This is a genomic window from Halioxenophilus sp. WMMB6 (assembly GCF_033283405.1).
Lineage (GTDB): Bacteria > Pseudomonadota > Gammaproteobacteria > Pseudomonadales > Cellvibrionaceae > Halioxenophilus.
On the sequence record NZ_JAWMQR010000003.1, the window covers coordinates 427166 to 445952 of the forward strand.

The window sequence follows — 18787 nt, forward strand, 5'->3', positions numbered from 1 at the left end:
CTAGGGTGCAATGATGCAACTAGTGATTATCAGTGGTCGTTCCGGTTCGGGCATCAGCAGCGCCCTGCGTGTGCTGGAAGATGCCGGCATGACCTGTATCGATAATCTGCCTATTGGCCTGTTGGTGCACCTGGTCAGCGCGCAATCCAACGCCGGCAAGCGCTACGCCGTCACCATCGACACCCGCAGCAACCTCGATCAGCTCAGCAATTTCCCGCAGGTGTTAAAGCAGCTTAAGCAGGGCTGCAAATCGGTACAGGTCATCTTTTTGGATGCCCGCGACGATATCCTTCTGCGCCGCTTCAGTGAAACCCGGCGCAAACACCCGCTCAGCTCCACAGCCATTGACCTCAAAGCCGCTATCGCCAAAGAGTCGGAACTGCTACAGCCCATCTACGACCTGGCCGACCAGGTGATCGAGACCAGCGGTTTGAGCCTGCACGAGCTGCGCAACCTGATCCAGAAGTGGGTCACCGGGGCCGAGCATCTGGGCATGGCTATTCAGTTCCAGTCGTTTGGCTTTAAACGCGGGGTGCCCGCCGAAGCGGATTTCATCTTCGATGCCCGCTGCCTGCCCAACCCCTATTGGCAGGCCGACCTAAAGCACTCCAGCGGCCTGGATGAAAATGTCGAAGCTTTTTTACAGGCAGAACCTTTGGTGCTGGAGATGCTGGAGGACATCACCCTCTACCTGCAGAAGTGGCTGCCCCATTTTGCCGCCAGCAATCGCAGTTACATCACGGTTGCCATCGGCTGCACCGGCGGTCAGCACCGCTCGGTCTATCTCTGCAAACAGTTAGCGGCGCGCTTCAGCGCCGAACATACCAGCGTATTGGTACGCCACCGGGATCTCACCCTGGCCGGGCCGTCCGGATAAGCCCACCACTCACTAACAATTACAAATAAAGAAGATGCTACAACAAGCCATTACCATTACTAACAGCAAGGGTCTGCACGCCAGGGTCGCCACCAAGCTGGTTAAAACCGCGACGCAATATCAGGCCAACATCACCATCGTTTTCGATGGCAAAACCGCCGACTGCAAAAGCGTGATGTCCATTCTGCTTTTGGCAGCTTCATGCAATTCAGAGATCGTGTTACAAGCCGATGGCGACGACGAACAGGCAGCCATTGATGAGATCGCCCTCCTGTTTGCCAATAAATTTGAGGAAGAGCACTAATTTCCTCATTGGCGCCTTAAAAAAGGCAGAAAATTCATCATCACCCAGTGCCCGCGCTTGTCAGCCAACACGAACAGAAACTAAACTAAGCCCTTGTTTTTATTGGAACTTGGCCGCCCAAATACGGCAGGACTGAAGCACCCTACAAGCCACCGGGCAGCCCAATATCCAGAAAACTCCCGCACATCGCTCCTACCTCACTAAATCGAATTCGAGTCTATGGCCGATAACAAAGTCAGCACCGATATCCTCACTGGGCAAACCCACTCCAAGTTGAAAGAGGTGTTATCGGCGCTGGACAGTGGTGCCTTCTCCTCCACCCGGCGCATGCTCAACAGCCTGCAACCGGCGGCAATAGCCCACCTGCTGAGCTCCTCGCCACCCAATCGCCGGATGCTGTTGTGGCAGATAGTCGATAAAGACCTGGAAGGTGAGGTCATCCAGGAGCTGCCAGAGAGCGTTCGGGTACAGCTGCTGTCGGATATGAACTCCGTCGAACTGGCCGCCATGACCGAGGAGCTGGAGGCGGATAACGTCGCCGACATCCTGCAACAGCTCCCCGACCAGGTTATCCAGGAAGTTCTGGCCGCCATGTCGACTCAAAACCGCTCCCGGGTTGAGTCGATCCTCTCCTACGACGAGGACACCGCCGGCGGCTTGATGGACACCGATGCCATCACCGTACGCCCCGATATCACACTGGACGTAGTGCTGCGCTATCTGCGCCGCCACGAAGAGCTGCCCAACTCCACCTACAGTCTGGTGGTGGTCAACCGTGGCGATATCTTCCTGGGGTTGTTACCCATCTCCAAGCTGCTGACCTGCGACCCCGGCATGACGGTACGGGAGCTGATGGACACCGACGTGGTGGCCATCCCCTACAAAATGAAAGATCAGGAGGTGGCCAGCCTGTTCGAACACCACGACTGGGTAATGGCACCGGTGGTGGATGAGAGCGGTAAACTGCTGGGCCGGGTCACCATTGACGACGTGGTTGACGTTATCCGAGAGGGGGCAGACCACTCCCTGATGAGCCTGGCCGGTCTGGATGAAGACTCCGACACCTTCGCCTCGGTGCGCACTACCTCGCCGCGGCGGGCGATCTGGCTGGGTATCAACCTCCTGACCGCGGTAATCGCCTCTTCGGTGATCAATATTTTCCAGGGCACCATCGATAAGGTGGTCGCCCTGGCGGTACTGATGCCCATCGTCGCCAGCATGGGGGGAGTCGCCGGCAGCCAGACGCTGACCGTGGTGATCCGGGGTATGGCGCTTGGCCACATTGGCCGCAGCAACCTCTCCTGGCTGCTCAACCGGGAGGTGCAGGTCGGGATCATCAATGGCCTGCTGTGGGCCACCATTATGGCGCTGATCGCCGGATTCTGGTTTGACGATCCCGCCATCGCCGGTATTATCGCGGCGGCGATGGTAATCAATCTGATTTTTGCAGCCATGGCCGGCGCCATGCTGCCCATTATTTTAAAGAGCATGCGCATAGACCCAGCCCTGGCCGGCGGTGTGGCACTGACCACCGTCACCGATGTGGTGGGCTTTTTCGCCTTTCTGGGCCTGGCCACCTACTTTTATGCCTGAGCCCAGTACCGTTGAGTGACCAGGAGTGTAAACCTGCGTCATCACCCAGCAGCCGCAACAAACAAGACCCACTGACCATGAACGACAGTTTTGACGAAGATTTTGATCTGCCACCCAGCAAGACCCAGCGCAAGAAAGAGTCGTTGGCACTGCAGGATTTAGGGGAGCAGCTGACCCGGCTCTCCAACCAGCAGCTGGCTAAGCTGCCGCTGGACGACGCTCTGCGCACGGCCGTTGGCGAAGCACAAAAGATGAAAGCGAACAGTGCCCGCAAACGGCACATCCAGTTTATTGGCAAACTGATTCGGCAAGGGGACAGCGATGCCCTGTTGGCCGCCTGGGAGGCACTACAGGAGCAAAGCCAAGGCAGCCACCAGCTGCACCACCTCTGTGAGCACTGGCGCGACCAGTTGATCGCCGATGGCTCGCAAGCCGAGCAGTTTATGGCGAACTACCCCGCAGCCGATCGCCAACAGTTACGGCAGCTGGTCAGAAATTGCCAAGCGTCTAAAGCTAAGTCGGAGGAGCCCAGCAAGCAGCAGGTTATGGCCGCGCGCAAGCTGTTTCAGTGGTTGCGGGATACCATTCAACAGCACGATCAATAACCGCGTTTACCACTCAATAGGCCTGCCAACAAGCAGCCAACTGGCCACAGCAAAACCGCTCGGCAATGGTCACTGCGCCGCGGAGACCGCTGCTTCCGGTTCCGGCTGAATGGCTGGTGGTTCCGGCCCGCTTGGCAGCGGTCCCGGCACCTCCACCGGTAAACTTTCAGCGGGTGCCTCTTCCACCGTAGTGCCGGGTTCAGGCTGCTCACCCTCCCCCTTCTTCTTATTGGCCTGTTTGGTGTTGTTATCGAACAGACGCACAAACTCCACATCGGGCTCTGCCCAACTGCCGGTAATGCTGTAGCTGACACTGGCCACCCGATTCACCTGGTCTTTAAAGAGCTTACTGGCCGCCCACACCCCCGCCGCCGCCGGTAGGCCGCCCGCGAGGGCAGCAATCAACGTCAGGTTACCGCCCACCGGCAGGGTCGCCACCAGCTTGGTGTCGAGTTGTTCGTTAGCCAAGTCGATCACGCCGGCATAGCGCAGAGTACTGGAGGGCGCCTTTACGACAAGCGGGTCCGACAACAACAGCTCTGTGTTATTAAATTGCAAAGTGCCGTCTATGCTGTCGAAGCTCAAACCGCTATCCACCAGATCCGACATACCCAGGCGCAGGCGACGGGCCCAGGAGTCAAAATTAAACAGCGCTACCAGGCGCAGTAGCGCATCGCCACCACCCTCTACCCCCTGGATAAAGCGCCCGTGCGCGATATCGACATCGATATCGCCCTGTAGGTGCATATAGTCGATAGCAGCCGGCGACCCGGACCAACTCAGCTGGCTGGTAAATACCGCCTTGGAGGTCTCCAATAGCTCCGGTTTCTGCCAGAGATATAGCACCTCACGCAGGTCGCTGGCCACCAGGCGCCCACTGAAGTGGGAGCTATCGCCAGTATCTGTGCGCTGCCACAACAGTTTGGCTCCGGGTTCGGCACCTTTCTCGCCAGTGCCGGTTACCGACACCCCCCGCACAAAGCCTTCAATCTGATCCAGAACAATGCCATCGCCCTGGTGGCGCAGTCGGAAACGCCAATTACCGTAGTCCTCGTTGCCAAAATAGAGCCCATCCAGAGTGACATCCATGGCCGGCAGCTGGCTAAAATCGACATCGGCCAGCAGATCGTCACTCTCGGCGGGATCTGCATTCGCTTCTGCTACCCCCCCGGTGTCCGCAACCTCTGCAGTGGCGGGTTGTTCGGCAACTCCGCTAGTTTCTGTGGACTCCTCGGCTTCCGGCTCGTCGAACGCCGGCAGATGCAGGCTACTGAGATTGACAATCAGAGGCTCCTCCTCGGCGACGGGAATCTGCAACTGACCGGTAACGGTGCCGCTATCGAGGTTCAGCAACCAGTGATCGCGCTTCTGCTCGGCCTGCAGCAACAGTTCATCGGCGGTAATACCGTGCCACTCGGCCTGTTCTATATTGACGCTCAGCGTCACCGGCATCTGGTCGCCTTCGCCACTAACAGAATCCTCCCCACTCAACAACTCGGCATAAGCCTGGTAGCGATCAATAACCTCAAGCCACGCCTCCACATCAGCCTGTTGGGTGGTGCCGGCGATGTTGACTTGCCGGTCGATAACCTGTGGCGCAGTATGCAGCCCCACCGCCACCGAGGTAACACCACTCTCCTGCAGGTTGATCTGCGCCGTTATCGCTGAATCCAGGTTCAGATCGACCTGGTAGGCATCACCATAGATGGGCACTGAGACCGCCAAGGCTGCGGGCACTTCAGCCGCCTTGGCCCACTCTCCAGGCAGGTTGATATCTACCCCCACCAGATCAGCTTGCAGAGCCAGGGTGGCGTTGGGTAGATCGGGATTGCGACTGCGATCGGGAATGGTCAGCGCACCGGTGACCGCAGTTTTGCCACTCAGGAAGGAGAGCTCCGGCCGCGCTAACCAGCTCTGTAAACCGGCCACCGCCACCTGCCCTTGAAAACCAACCTCAATATCGTGGTGGCCAGTGGCCCCCTCTTTAGCGGGCTCTGCGTTGACAGGGAAACTTTTGATGGCCACCTGCACCGGCTCGTCCCACAATTTGGCGGCCAGCCCGCGGCTGCTTAACCCGTCACGGGAGTCATAGCTGATGGCGCCGCTCAGGGAGGAGAAGGTGAGACCAAGCCCAGCCATAGTTAAACTGCCCGGCTTCAGCTGCACCTGCACGTGCTGATAGCCCTGCTGCTGGCTCTCGCCACTAAGCGGCACCGTCAGGGCTATGCTACCGCGAAATTTACTGGTCAATTGCCAGTCGTCAAAGGCGGTGCCAAGCACCTCATGCAGAGGTGTTTCCCGCAGCAGACGCAGGCCATCTTCACCAGGCCCCTCGGCTCGGCCATCCAGTTTTAGCACCAACTCGTGATTGTGGCTCTGCACGGATAACTGGGTGGCGGATACCTGTGTGTTCCAGAAATGGCCGCGCTCCACCGCCACCCGGGCCTCGCCATTGTTGACCACCACTGTACCGGTGACATCGCTCACCTCAGGCCAATCCGGGTGGTAGCGTACTGCACCCTCGGTTACCGCCAGTTTCAGCTGGGTGACCGATTCCACAGACTCACCACCAAAGCGGCCGCGAAAGAGGAATCCGCCCTCGGATGACTGACCCGACAAAATGCTGGTTGCCAGCCAGTCGCGCAGCTCTTCACTCAGCACCTTGGGCACATAGGTAAAGCGGTCTTCGGCATTACCATTGGTGAGCCCCACCGCCAGAGTCATGTCCATGGGAGCAGTACCTTTCTTCCACGGCACGTAGAGGCGGAATTGCGCCCTGGCGTCGCTGTCGCCCTCCGTTAGGCGCAGCAGACCCGAATTGACGTAAATCGCGTTCTGCTCCGGCCGCAGTTGCCAGCGCACCGCCCCAGCCACGCTGTCAAAGTTTAACGAGTGATCGTAAGCCTCTTTGAAAAAGGCGCTGAAGGGCTGCTCTGACTCCAGCTTAACGTAGCCATCCATCGCGCCGGTGGAGAGAAAACCGGTGACGCCACTCAACGCCGGCGTGCCGCGCCACTCATCAACATTCACATCGGCCAGATTGGCCTGCAGATTGAAATCAGCCGGGGCATCGGCTGGCAGCTGAAACAGAATATTGTTCATTGTGCCTTGGGCATTGAGACTCTCGAGCGCCGAATTAAGCAGGTGATTCTCGTAGCCAGAGGCCGCCACCGCTTCGGTAAACTCATGCAAATCCAACCGGTTCACCAGCACCTGCCAGCCGGCTGAGCCGTAGTCCAACTGCAGGTTCATGGGCGAGAGCTGCAGCTCGGGCCATGCGATGGCGAGGTCGTTAACCTGCATCGACAGCGCCAACCCCGGCTGGGCAAAATTGACATCGCCATGAAACTGGCCGGTGACCCGGCTCGGTAACGCAATACTGTCTTTCAGGTTGGTCTCCACCAGCCCCAGGGCTACCTCTCCGGTTAATTGATAGTGGCCCAGGCGATCGTGCTCCAGCCAGGCCTGCAGGTTTAAGCGGCTGCTCTGCAGCTCATCACCACGAATATTCCAACCGCTGGAGATCAACAGATCTTGAATTCGTTTGACGGGCAGGTCCCGCAGGGAGAGGTAAGCGCGCATGTCGCGCTCGCCCTTGGAGCGGGGGTCGCCTTTGGCCTCCACTACCAGATTCGCGATAGGCTCACCTTCCAAAGTGAGATTGGCGCGCAGCCTATGGAAGAGGTTGCCGTTCTCAAACTGAGCCGTGGTGATGGCAAAATTAACCCGGTTGCCAAAGTAGTTTTCCAGGACGAGGGAGATATCATCCGCCTGAACCTGATCGGCCAGCAGGAAGATGTCCATCGGGTCGTCGATAGCGGAACCGCCACCCTGGGCGGTATTGGCGATACCGAACAGGTGCCAATCGCCGTTTTTATCCTGCTGCAGCCGGGCATGGGTGTCGGACAGGGTTACCGACTCGATCACCAAGCGCGCCTGGAACACAGAACGCATCAGATTCAAGCGTAGAGAGGCCCGGCCCACGGAGAGGCTCGCCTGGTTCAGTTCCAGATCGGCATCGGCTGGGTAGAGCCCTAAATCCAATATCCGAATACTGGGCGATAGTCCCTCCCACTCCGCCTCCAGATGACCCAGACGGACCTGGCTGTGCAGCATGCCGGCCAGTTGCTCGGCAATGGCATCTTTGTTGTTGTTTAACAGGGGGGACAATTCGCGCGCCAACTGCACCAGAACAGCCGCCAACACCAGTAATACGGCAAAGCAGATCCAAAAATAGTGGGCAGACTTGGCTAAAAACTTTTTCATAATGCTTGGTGAGCAGCGGCCGCAACCTGCCACTCAGACGGGGAACCCGGGTACTCCGTTTGGCAATTTATAGTACAAAGACGACGCAACCGTTGAGTTTCTGCTATCCCGCTGGATTTCAAGGTTACGTGCATGCCTCCCTGCATGTTAGTAAGCGTTGCTAACGCCACTTCCGGGTTAGATGGGAATAATGTCGTATTGTTCTTGATTGTAGATGGCTTCCACCTGAAATTGTATTTCACGACCGATAAAAGCCTCGAGGTCGGCGACATTGGCAGACTCTTCATCCAGCAGTCGATCGACCACCAACTGTGAAGCCAGCACCAGAATTTTGCTGGTGTCGTAGGTGCGCGCCTCACGCAAGATCTCACGAAAAATCTCAAAGCAGATGGTCTCCGCCGATTTCAAACTACCCCTACCCAGGCAGACCGGGCAGGGTTCACACATAATCTGGCCCAGCGACTCGCGGGTGCGCTTGCGGGTCATCTCCACCAAGCCCAGCTCAGAGACGCCGGTAATGCTGGTTTTGGCGTGATCTTTCTCCATCGCCTTCTCCAGCGCCCGCAGCACCTGGCGCTGGTTCTCGGACTCTTTCATGTCGATGAAATCGACCACAATGATGCCGCCGATATTGCGCAGGCGCAGCTGGCGGGCAATGGCGCTGGCGGCCTCCAGATTGGTTTTGTAGATGGTCTCTTCCAGGTTGCGATGACCGACAAAACCGCCGGTATTGACGTCTACCGTGGTCATCGCCTCGGTGGTTTCGATAATCAGATAACCACCGGATTTGAGCGGCACTTTGGTATTCAGCGCCTTTTGAATTTCATCCTCGACACCATAGAGATCGAATAGCGGCCGTTCACCGGGGTAGTGTTCGATGCGCTTGGCGATCTCCGGCGCATACTGGTTGGCAAACTGGGTCATACGCCCATAGACCTCACGCGAGTCGACCCGCACCTTCTCAATGTGCGGCTTGACCAGGTCGCGCAGGGTGCGCATAAAGAGCGGCAGATCTTCGTAGATGACACTCGGCACCGGGGCCTCTTTAATGCGCACGGCCAGGTCGGCCCAGAGTTTCTGTAGAAAGGGGATATCGGCAACCAGATCCTCTTCACTGGCCCCCTCCGCCACCGTGCGCACGATAAAGCCGCCATCGGGCTTCACCGGCAGCTCATCGACCGCCTTCTGCACCAGGGTACGCAGCCGATCGCGCTCGCACTCCTCATCAATGCGGGTGGAGATACCGATATGTTGAGTTTGGGGCATGTAGACCAGGTAGCGGCCTGACACCGAGAGATGGGTGGTAAGCCGCGCGCCTTTGGTACCGATGGCATCCTTGATCACCTGCACAATCAGGGTTTTGCCCTCGTGCACGATGTCGCGGATATCGGGGACTTCACTGGTGCGCGCCTCCATGCCGTTTTCATCCAGCGGGGCAATATCCGCCGCGTGAATAAAACCGGCGCGACCGAGGCCGATATCGACAAACGCCGCCTGCATGCCGGGCAGTACCCGCACCACCTTACCTTTAAAGATAAAGCCAACGAACCCCTTGCTCTGGGTGCGTTCGATGTAAACCTCTTGCAACACCCCGTTCTCAACCAGCGCAACGCGGGTTTCTGTGGGGGCGAAGTTAATCAGTAGCTCTTCACTCATGGTAGTTACTTCTGCATTCCCAGCAGTTTCGTTCCTAGGTCGGCGTTTGCCAGAAGGGGATGGCAAACTGTTGCAACAGCGGTACCAGGGACTCTATGGGCAGGCCAACCACATTGCTGTAGCTGCCGGTAATACTCTCCACAAAGACTGCGCCAAACCCCTGAATGGCATAGCCACCCGATTTATCTTGCGGTTCGCCGGTCTGCCAGTAGCGGGCGATTTCGGCATCGGTTAGTGCCCGAAACTTCACCTGCGTGGTGCAGACCGCCGAAGCCAGCTGTTCACCATTGGTTATCGCCAGCGCACTGATCACCTGGTGGGTGGTCGCGGACATCTGCTGTAGCATCGCCCGTGCGTGCGACTCATCAACCGGCTTTTCGAGGATATGACCGGCACAAACCCCAATAGTATCGGCACCCAGCACTGGTATGCCATCCCCGCGTAATCGGGCAACGGTAAGGGCTTTCTCCTCCGCCAGGCGCTGGGCGTATTGCGCTGCTGCTTCATGGGCTTCGTGTCGCTCCTCGATATCCGCGCTCTGCACACAGAAGCGAACGCCAATCTGCTGCAATATCTCCCGCCGTCGTGGTGACTGCGAAGCCAGAATCAGATCATAGGCTGGCACAAAAATTCCCTTCTGCTGGTGGTTGCTTTGGTTAAGAGCTGCTTGGGCTGCCTGACTCCTGGGCAGCCGTGCAGACCAAACGGATAGACAATGCCAACTGTAGAAACTAACTGATGCGGTATTTAATGCGCAACCGTTCCAATAGGGTGTAGACCAGGGGCCAGAGCAGAGCACTGGAGAGCGCGGGCAACAGAAAACGGCTGGGCGGCGCGGAATGGCCACCCAGGCTATGCACCCAGTTCACAAATAGCTGGTGAATCCCGACCATGATGAACACCCACATGGACTGCTGCCAAAAAAGATAACTGCGAATGCGCTGATAGGAGAGCAGGCAGATGTAGGCCACCACCACCAGCGCCAGGGCGTGCTGGCCAAGTACCGAGTGGGTGACCACATCCAGGGCAATGCCAACCAACCAGGCGGAGATAACCCCCACCAGATGCGGCAACACCAAACACCAATAGATAAAGATTACCACCACCACCTGCGGCCTGAGCCAGCTCATATCCTGTGGCATAGGCACCACACTGAGCACCAGCCCCAACAGAAAGGTGAGTGCGATCAGCCAGCGATTGTGCGACGGGGCCGCCTGCATGTCAGGGCTCGGCGCTGGTGGGCGTGATAGCTTCGCCGCGGAACACCAACAAAACGTGGCGGCTGCGGTTGAGCTGAGCCTGAGGCCGGACAATCACATCAGCGAAAGGTTTACCGGGGTTATGGATCACCCGCTTGACCGTACCCACCGGGTAGCCACGCGGAAAGCGGCCGCCCAATCCGGAACTGACAATCAGGTCACCTTCCACCACATCCAATGTGTTGGAGACGTGGCGCAACATCAGCTCTTCCAAATTACCAGTACCCTCGGCCACGGCCCGAATACCGTTGCGATTGATCTCCACCGGCAGCGCGTGGGTGGAGTCGGTGATCAGCATCACCTCGGCGGAGTAAGGCCCTACCGCCACCACCTGGCCCATTAAACCGTAGGCATCCAGCAATGGCTGGCCAACATAGACGTTATTAACCAAGCCTTTATTCACAATTACCTTGTGCACCAGCGGATCGGAGGAGACACCAATCAGCTCCGCCACCAATACCTGCTCGGCGACCAATTCAGCGGAGTTCATCAGCTCCCGCAGGCGGACGTTTTCCGTGGTAATTGACGCCATCCCCTGCAAACGGCCCTGCAGAATCAGCAACTGCTGACGCAGAGACTCGTTCTCTTCGATCAGTTGCTCACGGGTAACCAGGTTATCCTGGCCCCACTCGCTGATGCGGTTGGGGATATTGGTAATCCAATAGAAGGGAATGGCGGTGGTGCTGAGCCTGGCTTTCAGCGGAGCAAGCCAGGGCGTAAAGACGTCGATCAGCACCAGCGTTATTGTGGCCAGCAGAATCCATAGCGTGAGGCGGGAAAGGCTGGAACTGCCTTTCGAAAACAGCGGTTTAATAACTAAGCACCCGGGTTACTTTCATATCTCTCTTATTAGCCCTGCCAGCCAGGGCCAGCGGAGCAGTTGGCAATTAACTGGAAAGCAGATCAATACGGTGGGTATCCATAAACTCCATCGCGCGGCCACCACCACGAGCCACACAGGTCAAGGGATCTTCCGCCACAATCACCGGCAGGCCGGTCTCTTCACTCAGCAGACGGTCGATATCGCGCAACAGGGCACCACCGCCGGTCAAGACGATACCACTCTCCGCGATATCCGACGCCAGCTCCGGTGGCGATTGCTCCAGAGCGCTCTTCACCGACTGTACAATACCCGCCAGAGGCTCCTGCAGGGCTTCCAAAATTTCATCGCTGTTGAGGGTAAAGCTGCGCGGCACCCCTTCCGCCAGATTGCGGCCACGGACATCGATCTCGCGCACCTCACTGCTGGCGTAGGCACAGCCCACCTCCTGCTTGATACGCTCGGCCGTGGCATCGCCAATCACACTGCCGTAGTTGCGGCGCACATAGTTGACGATAGCCTCATCGAAGCGGTCGCCACCAATGCGTACCGAATCGGAGTAGACCACACCGTTGAGTGAAATTATGGCAATCTCAGTGGTACCACCACCGATATCCACCACCATGGAACCACTCGCCTCTTCGACCCGCAGGCCGGCACCAATGGCTGCCGCCATGGGCTCTTCAATCAAGCGAACTTCACGCGCGCCAGCACCCAGGGCAGATTCGCGAATTGCCCGCTTTTCAACCTCGGTGGAGAGACAGGGCACGCAGATGAGCACGCGTGGGCTGGGCTGAAACCAACTGCTTTCATGTACCTTTTTTATAAAGTGCTGAAGCATCTTTTCAGTCACCTGGAAATCGGCGATGACGCCATCTTTCAAGGGACGGATGGCGGTGATGTTGCCCGGGGTGCGGCCCAACATGCGTTTTGCTTCAATGCCCACGGCTTCAACAATTTTGTGGCCGTTATGCGTTCGAATAGCGACCACAGACGGTTCGTTGAGGACAATACCCCGATCCCTAACATAAATAAGAGTATTGGCGGTTCCCAGGTCGATAGAAAGGTCGTTGGAAAACATGCCACGCAGACGCTTGGGCAGTAACATAAAATTCTTATACCTTGATCAAATGCTTGCAAAAAATAGATAAATGAAAACGCTGTATTTACTTATAGTCGTTTTTCGCGGAAAACAGCAGTTAAATCCCCCGATCATGCTGTTTAATATGGAAAAATTGGCCATGGGCAGAGTGCGTGCACTCTATCAACGGGGGCCGCTTTGAGCAAGGCACAAATGCGGCTCTACCCCGGCACAGCTTCACAGCTTGCGCAGGCGAGAACGCATGCGCACATTGGCCACCGGCTGGTGCACAATCAAAGGCCTGTCATTGTCCTCACTTGGGCGGTAAAATGGCGCCCCTTGTTTATTACAACCGCCGATTGCTAACCGCCACTGCGCTTGGCAAACACAACGGAGACACTCTTGGATCCTTCCGAAATACATAAGTTGGCTGAGTTGGCCAAAATCGAGATCGACGACAGCCACATCAGCGAAGTGACCGCGCGTATCAGCGACGTACTCGCTCTGGTCGACCAACTCCAGGCCGTCGATACCCGTGGTGTAACACCCATGGCGCACCCATTGGATACCGTCCAGCGCCTGCGCGCCGACCAGGTCACCGAGCCCAATAACCGCGAGGCCTTCCAAAAACTGGCGCCGGAAGCCGAAGCAGGCTTGTACCTGGTACCCAAAGTTATCGATTAAAGCGCAGACAACTCCCCCTACGACAGCAGCATTGCGAAATATACGTCACAGGCACCCATCTACATGCACCACTTATCAATCACGGAACTCGCCCAGGGCTTGCGGGAGAAGCAATTCTCCAGTGTCGAGCTGACCCAGAACTATCTGGATCGCATTCAGCGCCTGGATGGCGAACTCAACAGCTTTATTACTGTTACCCCGGAAGCAGCCCTGGCCCAGGCCGAAGCCGCCGATGCCGCCCTGGCCGCCGGTAGTGCCGGCCCGCTGTGTGGCATTCCCATCGCCCACAAAGATATCTTCTGTACCGAGGGTATTCGCACCACCTGTGGTTCGCGCATGCTGGAGAATTTCATATCGCCCTACGACGCCACCATTGTGAAGAACTACAAGCAGGCGGGCGTTGTGGTCTTGGGCAAGCTCAACATGGATGAGTTCGCCATGGGCTCCTCCAACGAGACCAGCTACTACGGCCCGGTGAAAAATCCCTGGGATCATCGCTGTGTGCCGGGCGGCTCCTCCGGTGGTTCTGCCGCTGCTGTGGCCGCCCTGTTGACCGCCGGCGCCACCGCCACCGATACCGGCGGTTCCATTCGCCAACCGGCCAGCCACTGTGGTTTAACCGGCATCAAGCCCACCTATGGCCGCGCCTCGCGCTACGGCATGATCGCCTTCGCCTCCAGCCTGGATCAGGCCGGGGTGCTCACCCGCACCGCCGCCGACGCCGCGCTGATGATGAACACCCTGATCAGCTTTGATCCCCTGGATAGCACCAGTGTCGACGCCCCGCTGGAGGACTACAACCAAAGCCTGGCAACACCAGTGGCCGGCACGACTATCGGTGTCCCGCAGGAGTACTTTGGCGATGGCCTGAGCGTTGAGGTTGCCGCCAAGGTGCAGGAAGCGATCGACGAATACGAAAAGATGGGCGCCAAGATCAAAGAGATCAGCCTGCCCCACAGCAATCTGGCGGTGCCCGCCTACTACGTGATTGCCCCGGCCGAGTGTTCTGCCAACCTGTCGCGCTTCGATGGTGTCCGCTATGGCCACCGCTGCGACAACCCCAAAGATCTGCAGGATCTCTACAAACGCAGCCGGGCCGAAGGCTTTGGCGACGAGGTGAAGCGCCGTATTCTGGTGGGCACCTATGCCCTCTCGGCCGGCTACTTCGATGCCTACTACAACAAGGCTCAGCAGGTGCGCCGCCTGATCAAACAAGATTTCGACGAAGCCTTTGCCGAGGTGGATGTCATCATGGGGCCAACCTGTACCTCGCCCGCCTTTAAATTTGGTGCCAAGGGCAGCGACCCGGTGGCCATGTACCTGGAAGATATCTACACCATCGCCACCAACCTGGCTGGCCTGCCCGGCTTGTCCATTCCCTGTGGCCTGGTCGACAGCAAACCCGTTGGCCTGCAGTTAATTGGCCCGGCTTTCGCGGAAGCCAAGCTGCTCAACCTGGCGCACCAATTTCAACAGGTTACCGATTTCCACCGGCTAACCGCCCCGGGCCTGGACTAAGGAGGTTTAACAGATGGAATGGGAAACCGTAATTGGCCTGGAAGTGCACGTTCAACTGGCCACTAAATCGAAATTGTTCTCTGCCGCCAGCACCGCCTTTGGCGCCGAGCCCAACACTCAGGCCTGCGCGGTCGATCTCGCCCTGCCCGGCACATTGCCGGTGGCCAACGAGCAGGCATTCCGCTATGCGGTGATGTTTGGCCTGGCCATCCATGCCGAGATCAACCACGAATCGATCTTCGAGCGCAAAAACTACTTCTACCCGGACCTGCCCAAGGGCTATCAGACCACTCAGCTGGCCAAGCCCATCGTCGGCGCTGGCGAGGTGGAGATCAGCTTGTCCGACGGCAGCGAAAAGCGTGTTCGAATTCACCACGCTCATATTGAAGAGGATGCCGGCAAGTCGCTGCACGAAGATTTTCACGGCATGAGCGGCATCGACCTCAACCGTGCCGGCACGCCACTGATTGAGGTGGTCACCGAGCCCGATATGCGCAGCCCCGAAGAGGCCGTGGCCTTTGCCAAAAAGCTGCACGGTCTGGTCACCTCCCTCGGTATTTGCGATGGCGAAATGAGCCAGGGCTCCATGCGCTTCGACGTCAACATCTCCGTGCGCCCGGTTGGCGAAGCCGAGTTTGGTACCCGCACCGAAACCAAAAACCTCAACTCCTTCAAATTTATGGAGGAGGCGATTGTGCTGGAGGTCGAGCGGCAGATCGATGTCATCGAATCCGGCGGCCGCGTCATTCAGGAGACGCGCCTCTACGACGGCGACCGCAAGGTAGCACGCAGTATGCGCAGCAAGGAGGAGGCAAACGACTACCGCTACTTCCCCTGCCCCGACCTGCTGCCGGTGGTGATCGACGAAGCCTATGTTGAAGCCGTGCGCAGCACCATGCCGGAGCTGCCGGAGGCCCGCCGCGAACGCTTCCTGGCCGACTACGGCCTGAATGACTACGACGCTGGCATTCTGGCCGGCGACCTGGCCACCAGCCACTACTTTGAAGCCCTGTGCAAACTCACCGAGGATGCCAAGCAGTCGGCCAACTGGATTATGGGTGAGCTGTCGGCACGCCTGAACAGTGAAGAGAAAACCATCGCCCACAGCCCGGTCACTGCCGAGCAGCTGGCCGGGGTGATTATCCGCACCAAAGACGGCACCATCTCCAGCAAGATCGCCAAGCAGGTGTTCGAGGCTTTATGGTTGGGTGAAGGCGACAGTGCCGATGCCGTCATTGAAGCCAAAGGGCTGAAGCAGGTTTCCGACAGCGGCGCCCTGGAAAAAATGGCCGACGAGGTGATTGCAGCCTCGCCCAAGCAGGTGGACAACTACAAAAACGCCGATCCGGACAAACGCCCGAAAATGCTCGGTTATTTTGTTGGCCAGATAATGAAAGCTTCCAAAGGCCAGGCCAACCCACAGGCAATCAACGAAATTCTTCTGAAAAAGCTAAACGAACTGCTTTAGCTGACCACGTATTTTAGGTTTGAGATATGGCGTTAAAAAAAGATAAGCAAAAAGTTCTGGGCGAGGTATTCGATGACGCGCGCGTAAAAAGCTTCCTGAACTTCCAGCCACCAGAAGGGGTGAACGGCGATTTTCACGTGTTGGAAAAGGCCTACCGCGGCATGAACATCGACAACTTTGCCACCTTTATTGAGTTCTTCCTCGCCGAAGGCCGCGACCTCAACGCACCGGGGCCGGACGGGCGCAATCTGTTGCAACAGATCCGCAGCCATCGATTGGGGGTCGACTACGCTCAGCTATTGGCCGAAAAAGGGGCCGAATAGAAGGAAGCTGAGTAAACCTTACCGGCCCGGTCGATGTCCTATCGGCAGAAGCCATCGCAAGGATCCCGCGTGAACAACAACCATCTCATCACTGGTGCCGGCTATCTGCTGGACGGCACCAAGCTCGTTTTTGAACCCCGTTTCCGCCACTTCGTTATTGTTCCGGTCGTGGTTAATGTGCTGATCTTTTTAATTCTGACGGCGTTGATGGTGGCCTACTTCAACCCCGCCGTGCAGGCCATTATCGGCCTGTTACCCGACTGGAAATGGCTGCAACCCCTGCTTAAAGCCATGGCGGTGGTAATCTGGCTGGCGGCGGCATTGGTGGCCGTGGTGGTTTATGGCTACAGCTTCAGTTTGATTACCAATATTCTGGCCGCACCCTTCTACGGCCTGCTGGCCGAAAAGATAGAGGAACACCTCACCGGCCAGGCACCGCCACCGGAATCAATCGCCACCATGATTGTGCGCACCATGGGCCGCGAACTGGTAAAGCTCTGGTACTTTGTTAGCCGCGGCTTACTGGTCTTAATCGTCGCCTTTATTCTCGGTTTTATACCGCTCGCCAACTTCTTTGTACCGGTTATTTTGGCACTGTGGGCGGCCTGGAGCATGTCGATCCAATACGTCGACTACCCGGCGGACAACTACCGTTTGAAGTTTGGTCTGTTTCGGCGAGCCATGGGCCAGGGCCGCTACAGCGCCTGGGGTTTTGGCGGCTTGACACTGCTGGGGCTGATGGTGCCGGTGCTCAATATTCTGGTAGCCCCGGCAGCGGTGGCTGGCGGCACGCTCTTCTGGTTACAAGAGCTCACCAACCAGCCGGAAGTGGAACAGTTTAAGGCACGCTTGCGCCGTTAACGGCGGCGCCCGCCGCCGCTACCACCACGGCGTGGCCGACCACCTGAGCCCGAACGGGGTGCTCTGGCGACGGCGGTGTATTTTACCTCGGGCAGGGTTGCCAACAGCTCTTCAGGTGGCTGCTCGCATTTCAGATCTTCACCCAACAGCTTTTTAATGGGCTCCAGGCGGAAGGCGTCATCCTCACAGGCAAAACTGATGGAGGTACCCAGTTTGCCGGCGCGGCCGGTGCGACCGATGCGGTGCACGTAGTCCTCGGGCTCTTCGGGCAGGGTGAAATTCACCACGTGGCTGATGCCGCCAATGTGAATACCACGGCCGGCCACATCGGTGGCCACCAGTACTTTCAACTCGCCCTTCTTGAAGTCATCGAGGGTTTTCACCCGCTTGTTCTGATTGATCTCGCCACTGAGCAGCCCGGCCTTAAAGCCGTGATCGAGCAGCTTCTGGTGCAGGCGTCGACACTCATCCCGGCGGTTGGCAAACACAATCAGGCTCTCAACATCATCCTGCTGCAGCAGGTTGTAGAGCAGGGTGAACTTCTCTTCACTGGAGACCAGATAGACGTGCTGGGTAACCGTATCGGTGGCCACGGACTCAGGTTCGATCTCCACCTTAATGGGTTGATCAGTCCACTGCTCGGCCAGGTTGAGTACGTCGTAGGTAAAGGTGGCGGAGAAGAGCAGAGTTTGGCGATGGCTTTTTTGCGGGGTCGCCTTAACGATCCGACGCACCTGGGGAATGAAGCCCATATCCAGCATACGGTCGGCTTCGTCGATCACCAACACCTCCACCTGATCCAGGTGAACGTCGCCATTGCCGACAAAGTCGAGCAACCGGCCCGGGGTAGCCACCAGAATATCCACCAGACGATCGGCCAGGCGGTTCTGTTGCTTCTGGTAATCCATGCCACCCACCAGGGTGTGAATTTCCAGATCGTTGTATTTGCAGAGGGCTTTGGCGTCGTCGGCAATCTGCAGCACCAACTCGCGCGTCGGCGCCAGAATCAGTGCCCGTGCTTCACCGGCAAAGCGCTCACCTTCCAAGGGGTGGCAGAGGAAGTCGTCGATAATCCCCAGCAGGAAGGCCGCGGTTTTACCGGTACCAGTTTGCGCCTTACCAACCACATCCTGGCCATCCAGGGTGTAGGGCAGTGCCTGCGCCTGAATGGGGGAGCAGTACTCAAAGCCCAGGTCGTGGATAGCATGCATTAAAGATTCGGGCAGATCCAAATCATGGAAGCGGGTTTTGCCCTCCGCCGGCTCTACCTGAAACTGCTCAATGCTCCAGGTCGACTCGCGTTTTGGACGACGGCGTCGGGAGCGTGAGGGTTTGGAAGATTCGGAATCACCGGGTTGGGTGCTGGCTTCGCCTGACGCCGTTTCATCTTCTACCGGCGCCAGTAGTGGGAAGTACTGATATCTCTGGCCAATCAAATTAAATGCTCGCAGCTGATAAATGTCGCGGCGGAT

Annotated in this window: 16 protein-coding genes; 9 read left to right on the plus strand and 7 right to left on the minus strand. The window is 57.7% G+C overall.

From position 1 onward, the window contains the following. Positions 1–10 precede the first annotated feature (10 nt). The 4 genes from rapZ to yjgA all read left to right on the plus strand — a co-directional run bounded on the left by rapZ (position 11) and on the right by yjgA (position 3379). Positions 11–877 carry an RNase adapter RapZ gene (gene rapZ / locus SBL51_RS10880; RefSeq protein ID WP_411860469.1) on the plus strand — a complete coding sequence of 289 codons (867 nt, stop codon included), beginning with the start codon at positions 11–13 and terminating at the stop codon, positions 875–877. Positions 878–911: 34 nt separating this feature from the next. Then, positions 912–1181: an HPr family phosphocarrier protein gene (locus SBL51_RS10885; protein ID WP_317930955.1), complete on the plus strand. Its 270-nt coding sequence runs from the start codon at positions 912–914 to the stop codon at positions 1179–1181. A gap of 219 nt (positions 1182–1400) precedes the next feature. Further along, positions 1401–2774: a magnesium transporter gene (mgtE, locus tag SBL51_RS10890; protein ID WP_317930956.1), complete on the plus strand. Its 1374-nt coding sequence runs from the start codon at positions 1401–1403 to the stop codon at positions 2772–2774. A gap of 77 nt (positions 2775–2851) precedes the next feature. Next, complete coding sequence (gene yjgA / locus SBL51_RS10895) at positions 2852–3379, plus strand: ribosome biogenesis factor YjgA (RefSeq protein WP_317930957.1); 528 nt, start codon at positions 2852–2854, stop codon at positions 3377–3379. Between the two features lie 69 nt (positions 3380–3448). Here yjgA and SBL51_RS10900 read toward each other — a convergent pair whose 3' ends face one another. The 6 genes from SBL51_RS10900 to SBL51_RS10925 all read right to left on the minus strand — a co-directional run bounded on the left by SBL51_RS10900 (position 3449) and on the right by SBL51_RS10925 (position 12482). Next, positions 3449–7645: a YhdP family protein gene (locus SBL51_RS10900; protein ID WP_317930958.1), complete on the minus strand. Its 4197-nt coding sequence runs from the start codon at positions 7643–7645 to the stop codon at positions 3449–3451. 177 nt (positions 7646–7822) lie between these two features. Further along, a complete protein-coding gene (rng, locus tag SBL51_RS10905) occupies positions 7823–9301 on the minus strand; it encodes a ribonuclease G (RefSeq protein WP_317930959.1) in 1479 nt (492 codons plus the stop codon). 34 nt (positions 9302–9335) lie between these two features. Next, on the minus strand, positions 9336–9926 hold the full coding sequence (locus tag SBL51_RS10910) for a Maf family protein (RefSeq protein ID WP_317930960.1): 591 nt from the start codon (positions 9924–9926) through the stop codon (positions 9336–9338). Positions 9927–10032: 106 nt separating this feature from the next. Beyond that, a complete protein-coding gene (gene mreD / locus SBL51_RS10915) occupies positions 10033–10521 on the minus strand; it encodes a rod shape-determining protein MreD (protein ID WP_317930961.1) in 489 nt (162 codons plus the stop codon). A 1-nt stretch (position 10522) separates the two neighbouring features. Further along, on the minus strand, positions 10523–11374 hold the full coding sequence (gene mreC / locus SBL51_RS10920) for a rod shape-determining protein MreC (protein WP_317931156.1): 852 nt from the start codon (positions 11372–11374) through the stop codon (positions 10523–10525). Between the two features lie 73 nt (positions 11375–11447). Further along, positions 11448–12482 (minus strand): rod shape-determining protein, encoded by a 1035-nt coding sequence (locus SBL51_RS10925; protein WP_317931157.1) that lies wholly within the window; start codon positions 12480–12482, stop codon positions 11448–11450. Positions 12483–12863: 381 nt separating this feature from the next. Here SBL51_RS10925 and gatC point away from each other — a divergent pair, with 381 nt between their 5' ends. The 5 genes from gatC (at position 12864) to cysZ (ending at position 17315) form a co-directional block, all read left to right on the plus strand. Next, the gene (gene gatC, locus SBL51_RS10930; RefSeq protein ID WP_317930962.1) at positions 12864–13145 is read left to right on the plus strand and encodes an Asp-tRNA(Asn)/Glu-tRNA(Gln) amidotransferase subunit GatC; all 282 of its coding nucleotides are present in this window, start codon (positions 12864–12866) and stop codon (positions 13143–13145) included. Positions 13146–13208: 63 nt separating this feature from the next. Further along, a complete protein-coding gene (gatA, locus tag SBL51_RS10935) occupies positions 13209–14663 on the plus strand; it encodes an Asp-tRNA(Asn)/Glu-tRNA(Gln) amidotransferase subunit GatA (RefSeq protein WP_317930963.1) in 1455 nt (484 codons plus the stop codon). Between the two features lie 13 nt (positions 14664–14676). After that, complete coding sequence (gatB, locus tag SBL51_RS10940; RefSeq protein WP_317930964.1) at positions 14677–16131, plus strand: Asp-tRNA(Asn)/Glu-tRNA(Gln) amidotransferase subunit GatB; 1455 nt, start codon at positions 14677–14679, stop codon at positions 16129–16131. Between the two features lie 26 nt (positions 16132–16157). Further along, entirely contained in the window at positions 16158–16454 is a 297-nt protein-coding gene (locus SBL51_RS10945) for a PA4642 family protein (protein ID WP_317930965.1), read from the plus strand. Positions 16455–16523: 69 nt separating this feature from the next. Then, complete coding sequence (cysZ, locus tag SBL51_RS10950) at positions 16524–17315, plus strand: sulfate transporter CysZ (RefSeq protein ID WP_317930966.1); 792 nt, start codon at positions 16524–16526, stop codon at positions 17313–17315. On the opposite strand, the gene rhlB is transcribed toward cysZ, so the two are convergent. After that, positions 17312–18751, minus strand: coding sequence for an ATP-dependent RNA helicase RhlB (rhlB, locus tag SBL51_RS10955; RefSeq protein ID WP_317930967.1), 1440 nt, complete (start codon positions 18749–18751; stop codon positions 17312–17314). The two genes, cysZ and rhlB, sit on opposite strands and share 4 nt — an antisense overlap. Between the last annotated feature and the right edge of the window lie 36 nt (positions 18752–18787).

Excerpts from the sequence above, each read along its gene's own strand:
- rapZ (WP_411860469.1), top strand. The coding sequence starts at position 11 with ATGATGCAACTAGTGATTATCAGTGGTCGTTCCGGTTCGGGCATCAGC.
- SBL51_RS10885 (WP_317930955.1), top strand. The coding sequence starts at position 912 with ATGCTACAACAAGCCATTACCATTACTAACAGCAAGGGTCTGCACGCC.
- mgtE (WP_317930956.1), top strand. The coding sequence starts at position 1,401 with ATGGCCGATAACAAAGTCAGCACCGATATCCTCACTGGGCAAACCCAC.
- yjgA (WP_317930957.1), top strand. The coding sequence starts at position 2,852 with ATGAACGACAGTTTTGACGAAGATTTTGATCTGCCACCCAGCAAGACC.
- SBL51_RS10900 (WP_317930958.1), bottom strand. The coding sequence starts at position 7,645 with ATGAAAAAGTTTTTAGCCAAGTCTGCCCACTATTTTTGGATCTGCTTT.
- rng (WP_317930959.1), bottom strand. The coding sequence starts at position 9,301 with ATGAGTGAAGAGCTACTGATTAACTTCGCCCCCACAGAAACCCGCGTT.
- mreD (WP_317930961.1), bottom strand. The coding sequence starts at position 10,521 with ATGCAGGCGGCCCCGTCGCACAATCGCTGGCTGATCGCACTCACCTTT.
- gatA (WP_317930963.1), top strand. The coding sequence starts at position 13,209 with ATGCACCACTTATCAATCACGGAACTCGCCCAGGGCTTGCGGGAGAAG.
- gatB (WP_317930964.1), top strand. The coding sequence starts at position 14,677 with ATGGAATGGGAAACCGTAATTGGCCTGGAAGTGCACGTTCAACTGGCC.
- SBL51_RS10945 (WP_317930965.1), top strand. The coding sequence starts at position 16,158 with ATGGCGTTAAAAAAAGATAAGCAAAAAGTTCTGGGCGAGGTATTCGAT.